Source organism: uncultured Megasphaera sp., assembly GCF_958350005.1.
GTDB lineage: Bacteria > Bacillota > Negativicutes > Veillonellales > Megasphaeraceae > Megasphaera.
In genome coordinates this window covers 1-11,597 of the sequence record NZ_CATWFF010000056.1, presented here as the reverse complement: position 1 = coordinate 11,597, position 11,597 = coordinate 1, and the positions used below count along the sequence as shown (strand labels likewise).

Here is an 11,597-nt window from a genome sequence, read left to right as displayed (position 1 = left end):
ATATAAAGGAGAATCTGCCGAAGTGGATGCGATTGTACGGCGCATAGTAACTGCGCTGAACGACGAAGGATATGAAGCATATATTGTTGGCGGCGCTGTACGGGACCTGCTGATGAAGCGAGTTCCTCATGATTATGATGTAACGACATCGGCCCGTCCGGAAGAAATCCATGCCGTCGCAGCCAAACAGGGCTGGCATACGGTGGAAATTCAGGGAGAACAATTTGGCATCGTCGTTTTGGTCGTAGACGGCATGACCGTAGAGACTGCGTCGTTCCGCGGAGAAGCGTACGGGAAAGACAGTCACCGGCCGGAGACCGTATGGTATGCCCAGACCCTGCGGGAAGATGTGCTGCGCCGGGATTTTACCGTCAATGCTCTGGCCATGGATGCAGACGGACATGTCTATGATTATACCGGCGGTCAGCGTGATATACGGCGCAAACGGCTGGTAACCGTAGGCGATCCGCATCAGCGCTTTCAGGAAGATGCGCTGCGGCTGTTTCGGGCCTGTCGGTTTGTCGGCCAGCTCGACTTTCTGCCGGCAAAAGAACTGACCCGGGCTATGCCTGATGCTTTTTCCCGTGTCGCCGGACTGTCTGTAGAGCGGGTAGTCCGCGAAATAGATCGCCTCATGACTACACCGGCTGCCTATAAAGGGCTGGATTTGCTGGTCCGGTCTGGCTTGGGTGCCTGCTGTTGCCGGCGCAAAGAAAATGGCCAGTACCATGAAGTTCCCATTTTGCCGGAATGCAGCCATTTGCCTCAGACGCCACAGTCCAAACCATTTCACCTGTTTGATGCCTGGTTTCATACGCTGGCTGTCGTTGCCAATACGCCGCCAGATCTGCTCCTTCGCTATGCAGCTCTCTTCCATGATATTGCCAAAGGACTGCCAGGGATACGGGGCCGAAAAGACGGGCGGTATACCGATTATGGGCACGATGCGAAAGGAGCCGACATGGCACGGCAGATTTTGCTGCGCTGGCAGAAAAGGCCGCCCTTTGCCGAGCGCATTGCCTGGCTTGTGAAAACTCATATGAAATTTCACTACTTTGCCAATACCGGTCAGGGCGATGTACTGAAATGGCTGCGCCATGAAGCCTTGGAAGGACCTTTTCGCCGGACTGACGAACTGGTAGAAGCGGTACAGCAGGCGACGGCCCTGGCCTGTGCGGATATACGGGGATGCGGCCATGCTGATGCCAGTACAGAAGGCACCTCTTCGTTCGGCGCCTATATGGCCGACATGGCCCGGCAGATGCCGGTCAGTACGAAAGATCTGTCCTATGATCGCCGCGTACCTGAAGTGTGCGGCACCCGAACGGGAGAATGCCTGCGAATTCTGCTTACGCGCGTCCAGAATCAAAATCTGGATAATGACAGCGATATTCTGGCTGCTGCTGCCAGAAAATGGATGGAACGCCAGCGGGGAGACTGCCATGACCGTACATAAACAAGCGTTGACTGTAAAGGGAATTAAACGCCGCATGGGCAAGATCATAGCCGGATTATTTTTTTTATGTCTCGTCATTACGGGCCGGCTGATTTATCTTCAGGTTGTTCAGGCTCAGTGGCTGGCCAGTCAGATTGAAAGTCAAAGTGAAGCGGACCGGAAGCTGCAGTCGCCGCGGGGAACGATTATGGACCGCAACGGGCATGTACTGGCTATCAGTGAAATGGCCAAATCTCTCTATGCCGATCCGACGATGCTGAATAAACCGCCTGCAGAAGTAGCAAAAATTTTGGCGCCTTATGTGCGGCTTAAGGAAGAGGACATACAGGAACGGCTGTCCCGCAATACGGCTTTTGTGTGGCTGGACCGGGCAGTAGAACATAAAAAATATGAAGAGCTGCAGCAGATTCTCGATCAGCAGAAGATACAGGGAGTCGTATTTATTGATGAAAATCATCGATTTTATCCCAACAAGGGAATGGCTGCCCAGCTGATCGGCTTTGTCGGCGAAAATGACGAAGGACTGGACGGCATTGAACACGTACTGGATGATGAGATTCGCGGTACGACGCAGATGCTGCGGCTCAGGACGGATCATAATAATATTCCTATTTTTGATTCGGCGCTGAAACAGATTCTGCCGGAAAAGCAGCGCTCTGTTCAGCTTACGATTGACAGTACGATTCAGTTTGTTGCCGAACGCAGCCTGGACGGCATTATGACACGCAGTAAGCCGACTGGTGCAGCTATTATCGTCATGAATCCGAAAACCGGTGAAATCCTGGCCATGGCCAGCCGGCCCGGCTTTGATCCCAATGAATACGGCAAGGGCAGTCCCGCCCAGTATACAAACCGGGCTGTCGTCAATATATACGAACCGGGATCCACGTTTAAGCCGATCGTTGCCGCTGCAGCCGTTGACTCCGGAAAATGGGATATTAACCGGGTATATCATGATACCGGCTATATTCAGGTAGAAGACCGGACCATTTATAACTGGGATAATCGAGGATTGGGGAATGTAACGCTGAAAGACATACTCAAATTTTCGATTAATACAGGCATGGTAGAGTTGGGACTGACTACGGGCGGCCAGACGATGACGGAATATGCCAAGCGATTTGGCTTTGGCAAACCGACTAACATCGAGCTGCCTGGCGAAGGAGAAGGTATTTTATTTGATCCGGAGACGATGAGTCATGTCGATGAAGCGACCATGTCTTTTGGGCAGAGTATTGCCGTAACGCCCCTGCAGATGGTGCAGGCCTTTGGGGCCATTGCCAATGGCGGCCATATGATGAAGCCTTTTGTCATTAAAGAAATAGATAATCCCGATGGCTCTGTATATGAAAAAACAGAGCCGAAAGAAGTAGGGCAGCCGATCCGGGAAGAAACGGCCAGGCGCATTAGCCAGATTCTGTCAGAAGAAGTAAATTCCGGCGGCGGACAGAATGCCAAAGTAGAAGGATACCAGTTCAGCGGAAAAACGGGGACAGCCCAGCGGCTGGATCCGGAAGCCGGCGGCTATTCGGAGGGGCAGTATATTGCTTCCTTCATTGGCTTTGGTCCGTTGGAAGATCCTCAGTATGTCGTTCTCATTGTCGTTGACAATCCCAATGGCGTATATTATGGTGCACAAGTAGCGGCGCCGGTTTTTAAAGAAATGATGACGCAAATTGTCCGCATCAAGGGCATTCGGCCTACTCTTCCTGCGGCGCAGGATCTTCCGGTTCCGCAGGAGATGACAGCGCTGAAGCCGCCCAAACACATACCTCCCGTTCAGCATACGGCAGAAGGCATTCGCATGCCGTCTTTTCTGGGCTGGAGTACTCGTGAAGTAAATGACTGGCTCGATGAGGCTGGCCTGGGATTTGTGCCTGTCGGTACAGGTCTGGCTGTATATCAGCAGCCTCAGGCTGATACGTATGCCTCTCCTGGCAGTACAGTGACCGTTACCTTTTTGCGGTAACAGAAAGGATGTATAGATGATACTATTAGATGGTAAAAAAGTAGCCGCCTTCTATCGGGAGCGTATCGCTCAGAAGCTGGCGGCAGTGACGCAGCGCGATCAGTGCCCCGAGCTGGCAATCGTTGTCGTCGGTGATGATAAACCGTCGGCTATGTATGCCAAGTCCATGCAGAAGACAGCAGCCTCTGTGGGCCTGACGGCGGCGATATATCAAAAAGGCGGCGAGGCAAGTGAGGAAGACGTTACGGCCCTTATAGAATCGCTGAATCAGAACCGGCAGATAGCCGGCATCCTGCTGATGATGCCTTTGCCTGCACATCTGGACAGTCAGCGCATTATCAACAAGATCTGTCCCGAAAAAGATGTGGACGGCCTGACCGACAGCAATGTAGCCCGCCTGTTTACAGGTCGTCCGGCCTTTGTGCCCTGTACGCCGCAGGCAGTTATGGCCATATTGGATTACTACCATATTGAACTGGCAGGAAAACATGTGGTCATTATTGGCCGGAGTAATGTAGTCGGCAAGCCGGTAGCCCAGTTATGTCTGAATCGCCATGCTACTGTGACGATATGCCATTCCCGGACTGCCGATTTGCCGGCTGTTGTCCGACAGGCTGACATTGTCATTGCCGCTGCCGGCCGGGCCGGGCTGATCACTGGCTCTATGATCCGGCCCGGTGCTACTGTCATTGATGTAGGCATTAACCGCGTCGATGGCAAAACCGTAGGGGATGTGGCTTTTGACGAGGCCGCAGCTGTTGCCGGAGCCATTACGCCGGTACCAGGCGGCGTCGGTTCTGTCACGACCATGATGGTACTGGAAAATGTAGTCCATCACTTCGGGAATGCATAGTAAAACATAGGAGGAACGAACATGCATATCTTAGATACTTTTTTTGTTCATTATTTACATCGATTTGACAAGCAGTGCTTCAATGTTATTCTTCACGGGAAAACCTATACCATTGGCGAAGGTACGCCGTTATTTACAGTATCTGTCAACAAAGATATTCCCAAACGGGAACTGCTCAATTCCACATCCCTGGCCATGGGCGAAGCGTATATGCGCGGCGATCTGACCATTGAAGGCGATCTGTTCACGGCGCTGAAATGCTTTTTGAGCCAGAGCAGCCAGTTTTCTCTGGATAAAAGCGCTCTGGGCCGGCTGCTGCATACGCCGGAATCCAAAGCCTGCCAAAAACAGCAGGTTTCATCTCACTATGACCTGGGCAACGATTTCTACAAACTGTGGCTCGATCCGTCTATGAGCTATTCGTGCGCCTATTTCAAGCATGATACAGATACGCTGGAACAGGCTCAGCATCAGAAAGTACACTACATACTGGAAAAACTGCATCTGGAAAAAGGCATGACCCTTCTTGACATTGGCTGCGGCTGGGGCTATTTGCTCATTGAAGCAGCTAAGACCTATGGCGTAAAAGGATATGGATGCACGCTGAGCAAGGAACAGTGGAAAAAAGGGCAGGAACGGATTGAAAAGCTGGGACTGCAGGGGCAGGTTCAGATCGATCTGATTGACTATCGCGATTTGGAAGCAGAAGGAAAAACCTATGACCGCATTGTCAGCGTCGGCATGCTGGAACATGTAGGCCGGTCCAACTATTCCCTGTATATGGAAACAGCCAGTCATCTGCTGAAAGAAGGCGGCCTGTTCCTGCTGCATTATATCAGCGGCCTTGATGAAAGCGTAGGCAATCCGTGGATGCGCAAATATATTTTCCCAGGTGGCACGCTGCCATCGCTGCGGGAAATTATTGACCGGGCTTATGACTATGATTTCCGGGTTATTGACGTCGAAAGCCTGCGCCGCCATTACTATAAAACTCTCATGTGCTGGTACAACAACTTCCAGAACGTCCGCGATCAGGTAAAAGCGGCCAGAGGAGAAGAATTTGTCCGCATGTGGGATCTGTATCTCTGCGGTTGTGCCGTATCCTTCTATATCGGCAACATCGACCTCCATCAGATTCTCATGACCAAAGGCATAAACAACGATCTGCCTATGACGCGCTGGTATTAATACGATAGTTTAGCTGTAAGAGCTGATGCAAGTAAGCTGACCCCTCATTGTTAGACCAAACATTTAACCATGGGGAGGTCAGTTTTTTCATGGATTTTTCCATTTAAACAGAACATATGTTTAAAATGCCTTGCATTTATGGTATGATACATACAGCGAGGTGATACAGCGTGAATTGGGAAAGTATACAGAAAAAACTGACAATCTTAAGTGATGCGGCGAAGTATGACGTATCTTGTTCATCCAGCGGCAGCCGCCGTCAGAATCAGCCAGGAGGGATTGGCAACGGCGCATACAGCGGTATCTGTCATACCTGGTCGGCTGATGGCCGCTGCGTGTCGCTGCTGAAAATTCTGATGACTAATTACTGCATCTACGACTGCGCCTACTGTGTCAACCGGTGCAGCCATGAGACGGCACGGGCGTTGTTTACGCCTGAAGAAATTGCCGATCTGACCATTGCTTTTTACCGGCGCAATTATATTGAAGGACTGTTTCTCAGCTCCGGCGTATATCGCTCACCGGATGAAACGACAGAACTGCTGATTCGCACGGCGAAAATTCTGCGGGAAGAGAAAAAATTTAACGGCTATATTCATATGAAGGGAATTCCCGGTACAGACAGCCGCCTTATTCGGGAACTGGGCCGCTATGTGGACCGCATGAGCGTCAATATTGAACTGCCGTCATCAGCCGGGCTGAAGCTGCTGGCGCCGCAGAAGACGAAAGAACGGATTCTTACGCCTATGCGGTCCATTCGTCAGGGCATCGAAGAGCGCCGGGAAAACCGGAAACAAAGTCGCAAGGCTCCGGCTTTCGTCCCAGCCGGTCAAACGACGCAGCTCATTATCGGCGCTACGCCGGACAGCGACCGGACCATACTGCGCCTCAGTGAAGCTCTGTATCGGCAGGTCAGTCTGAAGCGGGTTTACTACTCGGCCTATGTGCCGGCCATGACGGGACCCAATCTTCCGGCCCTCACCCAACCGCCGCTGCTGCGGGAACACCGGCTGTATCAGGCAGACTGGCTTCTGCGGTATTACCAGTTTTCGGCAGACGAAATTCTGAGTGACGACGCACCGGATTTTGACGTTCATCTGGACCCCAAGGCCTGCTGGGCCCTGCGCCATCCTGAAGTATTTCCGCTGGAAATCAACAGGGCTTCGTATCATATGCTTCTGCGCGTTCCCGGCATTGGCGTTACTTCAGCCCGGCGTATTTGTGCTGCCCGGAAGAACGCAAAGATTTCTTATGATACAGCTGTCCGCCTGGGCATTGTCATGAAACGGGCCAAATATTTTATTACCTGTAACGGCCGGTTTTACGGGATGTCCAGCGAACCGGCCTTCATTCGCAGGCAGCTGCTTCTGCGGGAACAGACAGCTGCTTATGAGCCTATGGATTTGTTTGGCGGCGGTTCGTCATGATATACCAGTACGATGGTTCCTTTTTCGGCTATTTATCTGCTGTATTCGATGCCTGGCACGATGGGCTGGACCAGGTCGATGATATACGCTGTCACGATACAGGAAGCTTGTTCAGTCCTGTGAAGCAGGTCTGTCAGGACGAAGGCAAGGCGGCCCGTATACTGGAAAGCCTGCGCACCAAGTGCGGCGCGAAAGCGGCTCACTTTTTATATTACGGGTTTCTGGCCGAAGAGCCGCAGCGGGAACGAAAACTTCTGGCCTATTTGCAGCTGGCCTTTCACCTGCAGGGACAGTTTGGTGCTCATCTGAGCGATCCCGTCCTGTGGGAGGTGCGGAAGTGGGCGCAGAAGACCGGCAATGAGCGGCATAAACTGCTGGGGCTGGCCCGGTTTCAAGAACTGGACGGAGGCATGCTGTACTGTCGGCTGGCGCCGACTTGCTGTGTCGTCCCCCTGATGGCGCCGCATTTTGTCCGCCGCCTGAGCGGAGAAGAATGGGTTCTCCATGATACGCGCCGTCAGCTAGGCGTGTATTACCGGCAGGGAGAAGCGATGATAGTTGAAATTCCCCAGACCCTGGCAGATATAGCTGTATCAGCAGATGAACAGCAGTTTGCGTCCCTGTGGAAGCGGTATTACGATACCATTGCTATTGCAGAACGGCATAATGAACGGCTGCGCATGCAGTATATGCCGAAAAAGTACTGGCAATATCTGACGGAAATGACAGAATAAAGTATTTCTTTTTCCCAGTACTTGTTATATAATAGTCCTATTGGATTAGTGATAGGAAAGGCAGGGATACAGTGAAGCCTGTCATTGTAAAGGTAAAGAGTACGCAGCGGAATGCCGACGGGCAGGAAATGACGCTGGAGCTGATTTCCGAAGGCAAGTATTATACGAAGGAACGGACGCGCTATATCGTATATGAAGAAAGCGAACTGACGGAGATGCCCGGTGTTACGACCGTTATCAAGGTGCTTCCTGATGAAGCGGTCATGCTGCTGCGCCTGGGAAAAATTCATCAGCGCCAGGAATACCGGAAGGGAAAGGTCTCCCGGTCGCGGTATGAAACGCCTGTAGGTGCATTTGACGTAACGACAAAGACTTATGAATGTAGTGTCCGTCTTCACGATGGAATTGGCACGATCGTTCTGGGGTATGATGTAGACCTGGAAGGTATTGGTGCCAACTATACCCAATTAACAATCACGGTGCAGGAGGATAACTGTAATGGAAATGAAGGAATTATTGAAACAGGGCATTGCTGAGGCGTTGGATAAGGCCGTTGCCGCCGGTTCTCTTCCTGCCGGCACCTACCCGGATATTGCCCTGGAAGTGCCGCCGCAGAAAGAATTTGGTGATTTCGCTACGAATATTGCCATGCAGTCTGCCCGGGTTGCTCATAAAGCGCCTCGTGCTATTGCCGAAGCCATTGTGGCGCAGATGGACTATCCCTGGCTGGATCGGGCCGATATTGCCGGCGCCGGGTTTATCAATTTCTTTTTGAAACACGGCATTATTTATGATACGCTGAAAAATATCCTGGCTGCCGGTGCAGAGTATGGAAAGGCGCCGCTGCGGGAAGACGATACGGTACAGGTAGAATATGTCAGTGCCAACCCGACCGGTCCTCTTCATGTCGGACACGGCCGGGGCGCAGCCTACGGCAGTGCGCTGGTCAACTTGCTGCGGGCAGCAGGCTATCATGTACAGTCGGAATACTATATTAATGATGCAGGCAATCAGATGAATAATCTGGCTGCGTCTGTCAATGCCCGCTATCTGGAACTGCTGGGCCAGCCGTCATCTATTCCGGAAAATGGCTATCATGGACACGATATTATTGAAACGGCCCAGGCTATTATCGACCAGGACGGCGACAAATACCTCCATATGGACGAAGCAAAGCGGCTGGAACTGTTTAAAGACCGGGCTTATGCGGAAAAGCTGAAAGCGCTGAAGCGGGATCTGGCTCATTTCAATGTGACCTATGACAACTGGTTCAGCGAACGGACGCTCCATCCCAAGGCTATTGAAGATGTCTGCCGCGTACTGGAACAGCGCGGAAAAATCTACGAAAAAGACGGAGCCCTGTGGCTGAAGTCCACCGATTACGGCGATGACAAAGACCGCGTCGTTATCCGCGATAACGGCGTGCCGACCTATTTGGCAGCTGACATTGCCTATCATAAAAACAAGTATGACCGGGGCTTTAAGAAAATGATCAATATCTGGGGCGCCGATCACCATGGATATGTAGCCCGGGTCAAAGCGGCCATTGCAGCTCTTGGCTATGATCCGGCTCAGCTGGAAGTGCTGCTGCTGCAGATGGTCAGCCTGTTCCGGGACGGCAAGCCTGTCAAGATGTCCAAACGTACAGGCCAGGCAATTACGCTGAACGAGCTGATTGAAGAAGTCGGTACCGATGCAGCCCGGTATTTCTTCATTATGCGTTCTCTGGACACGCAGCTCGATTTTGACCTGAATCTGGCCAAATCGCACAGCAATGAAAATCCCGTATATTATATTCAGTATGCCCATGCCCGGATTTACAGCATTTACCGGCAGGCTCATGAAGCCGGAATAGAATGGAACACGGGCTGGGATGACGTAAAGTGGGATACACTGAAAGATTCCTACGATCTGGAACTGATCAAGAAAATGGCGGCATTCCCGGAAGAAGTCAAACGGGCTGCCCGCGAACGGGCACCGCACCGCATTGCTCATTATGTTCATGAACTGGCCGGCCTGTTCCACAGTTTTTATAATCACTGCCGCATTATTCAGGAAGATCAGGATCTGCAGAAAGCCCGGCTGGCTCTGGTCACGGCTGTACGCATTACCATTGCCAACAGTCTGGCTATTTTAGGGGTATCTGCTCCGGAAAAAATGTAATATAATTAACACATACGACTGTTCATATAATAAAGCTCATACAATAACTTGTATTATAGAAGAGCGAAAGGCTCGACAGGGAGGAATTATGGCTAAATACATATTTGTTACAGGCGGGGTTGTATCTTCGTTGGGTAAAGGCATTACAGCAGCGGCTTTGGGACGGCTGCTGAAAAATCGCGGCTTCAAGGTTACGATTCAGAAATTTGACCCTTATATCAATGTGGATCCCGGTACGATGAGTCCGTATCAGCACGGGGAAGTTTTCGTCACAGACGACGGTACGGAAACAGATTTGGATTTAGGTCATTATGAACGCTTTATCGACATCAGTCTGGGCAAGAATTCCAATGTAACGACTGGCAAGATTTACTGGTCTGTACTGCAGAAAGAACGGCGCGGCGATTATCTGGGCCATACGGTGCAGGTTATTCCCCATATTACCAATGAAATCAAACAGCGTGTATACCGCGTAGGCGACGACGACAATGCCGATGTGGTCATTACGGAAATCGGCGGTACTGTCGGTGATATTGAAAGCCTGCCGTTCCTGGAAGCGATCCGGCAGATTAAAAAAGAAGTAGGCCGCAACGATGTGCTGTACATTCACGTTACCCTTGTGCCGTATATCGGTGCTGCCGGCGAACTGAAAACGAAGCCGACCCAGCACAGTGTAAAAGAACTCCGCAGCATTGGCATTCAGCCGGATATTATCGTCTGCCGTACAGAACGGCCTCTGTCTGATGAAATGAAAGAAAAGCTGGCCCTGTTCTGTGATATTGACAAGGAAGCAGTTATTGAAAATAAAACGCTGAACAGTATTTATGAAGTTCCTCTCCTTCTGGCCGAAGAAGGGATGGACAAGATCGTATTGGATAAACTGGCGCTGCCGGACAAGCCCTGTGACATGGAAGCATGGAAGCAGATGGTCGACGATATTTACCATACGGAACAGGAAGTGGACATTGCCCTGGTCGGCAAATACGTTGCCCTTCATGATGCCTATCTGAGCGTTGCTGAGGCACTGAGCCATGCCGGTATTGCCTACAAGACGAAAGTGAATATTCACTGGATCGATTCGGAAACTCTGGAAGATCCCAATGTGGATGTTGCTGAAGTGTTTAAAGGCGTTGACGGTATCGTTGTTCCCGGCGGCTTTGGCAACCGCGGCGTAGAAGGAAAGATTCTTGCCGTCCAGTATGCGCGGGAACACAACATTCCCTATCTGGGCCTGTGTCTGGGAATGCAGTGTGCCGTTATGGAATTTGCCCGCCACGTCGTAGGTCTGGAAGGTGCTACGTCGTCGGAATTTAATGAAGATGCGAAGTTCCCGGTTATCGACCTCATGCCGGATCAGGTAGATATTTCCGATAAAGGCGGCACTATGCGCCTGGGCGTATATCCGTGCAAGCTGAGTGAAGGTACGAAAGCTTACGAAGCCTATGGGGAACACCTGATTTACGAACGCCATCGTCATCGCTGGGAATTCAACAACAAGTACCGTACGGAAATGGTCAATGCCGGCCTGGTTCTCTCCGGCACGTCTCCTGATGACCGGCTCGTGGAAATTGTGGAATTGAAAGATCATCCCTGGTTTGTTGGCTGCCAGTTCCATCCGGAATTCAAGTCCCGGCCGACAAAGGCACATCCCCTGTTCAAAGGGCTGGTAAAAGCGGCACTGGATTTAAAATTGAAATAATCAGAAATACTATATTCGGAATACAGACGGTCTCTGCTGAGGCCGTCTTTTTTTCGGAAAGAGAATAAATACCAGTAAAGTATGTGAAAAATATAACATATTATAGTC

At 51.2% G+C, this 11,597-nt stretch carries 9 protein-coding genes; all 9 read left to right on the top strand.

Annotated elements, in window-relative coordinates; all coding sequences use genetic code 11:
• The first annotated feature begins 22 nt into the window (after nucleotides 1-22).
• The 9 genes from Q3886_RS04810 (at nucleotide 23) to Q3886_RS04770 (ending at nucleotide 11,489) form a co-directional block, all read left to right on the top strand.
• Complete coding sequence (locus Q3886_RS04810) at nucleotides 23-1,456, top strand: CCA tRNA nucleotidyltransferase (protein ID WP_301860036.1); 1,434 nt, start codon at nucleotides 23-25, stop codon at nucleotides 1,454-1,456.
• The gene (locus Q3886_RS04805; RefSeq protein ID WP_301860035.1) at nucleotides 1,443-3,425 is read left to right on the top strand and encodes a penicillin-binding protein; all 1,983 of its coding nucleotides are present in this window, start codon (nucleotides 1,443-1,445) and stop codon (nucleotides 3,423-3,425) included. The genes Q3886_RS04810 and Q3886_RS04805 overlap by 14 nt, the downstream gene beginning before the upstream one ends.
• Before the next feature lie 16 nt (nucleotides 3,426-3,441).
• On the top strand, nucleotides 3,442-4,278 hold the full coding sequence (locus tag Q3886_RS04800) for a bifunctional 5,10-methylenetetrahydrofolate dehydrogenase/5,10-methenyltetrahydrofolate cyclohydrolase (protein WP_301860034.1): 837 nt from the start codon (nucleotides 3,442-3,444) through the stop codon (nucleotides 4,276-4,278).
• Nucleotides 4,279-4,299: 21 nt separating this feature from the next.
• Nucleotides 4,300-5,466, top strand: a complete 1,167-nt coding sequence (locus Q3886_RS04795) for a class I SAM-dependent methyltransferase (protein WP_301860033.1) — start codon at nucleotides 4,300-4,302, stop codon at nucleotides 5,464-5,466.
• A gap of 170 nt (nucleotides 5,467-5,636) precedes the next feature.
• Nucleotides 5,637-6,893 carry a putative DNA modification/repair radical SAM protein gene (locus Q3886_RS04790; protein ID WP_301860032.1) on the top strand — a complete coding sequence of 419 codons (1,257 nt, stop codon included), beginning with the start codon at nucleotides 5,637-5,639 and terminating at the stop codon, nucleotides 6,891-6,893.
• Nucleotides 6,890-7,627 (top strand): TIGR03915 family putative DNA repair protein, encoded by a 738-nt coding sequence (locus tag Q3886_RS04785; RefSeq protein ID WP_301860031.1) that lies wholly within the window; start codon nucleotides 6,890-6,892, stop codon nucleotides 7,625-7,627. The genes Q3886_RS04790 and Q3886_RS04785 overlap by 4 nt, the downstream gene beginning before the upstream one ends.
• Nucleotides 7,628-7,698: 71 nt before the next feature.
• Nucleotides 7,699-8,163, top strand: coding sequence for a DUF1934 domain-containing protein (locus Q3886_RS04780; RefSeq protein ID WP_301860030.1), 465 nt, complete (start codon nucleotides 7,699-7,701; stop codon nucleotides 8,161-8,163).
• On the top strand, nucleotides 8,126-9,790 hold the full coding sequence (argS, locus tag Q3886_RS04775; protein WP_301860029.1) for an arginine--tRNA ligase: 1,665 nt from the start codon (nucleotides 8,126-8,128) through the stop codon (nucleotides 9,788-9,790). Before Q3886_RS04780 ends, argS begins: the two co-directional genes overlap by 38 nt.
• 88 nt (nucleotides 9,791-9,878) lie before the next feature.
• Complete coding sequence (locus tag Q3886_RS04770; protein ID WP_301860028.1) at nucleotides 9,879-11,489, top strand: CTP synthase; 1,611 nt, start codon at nucleotides 9,879-9,881, stop codon at nucleotides 11,487-11,489.
• Nucleotides 11,490-11,597 lie beyond the last annotated feature (108 nt).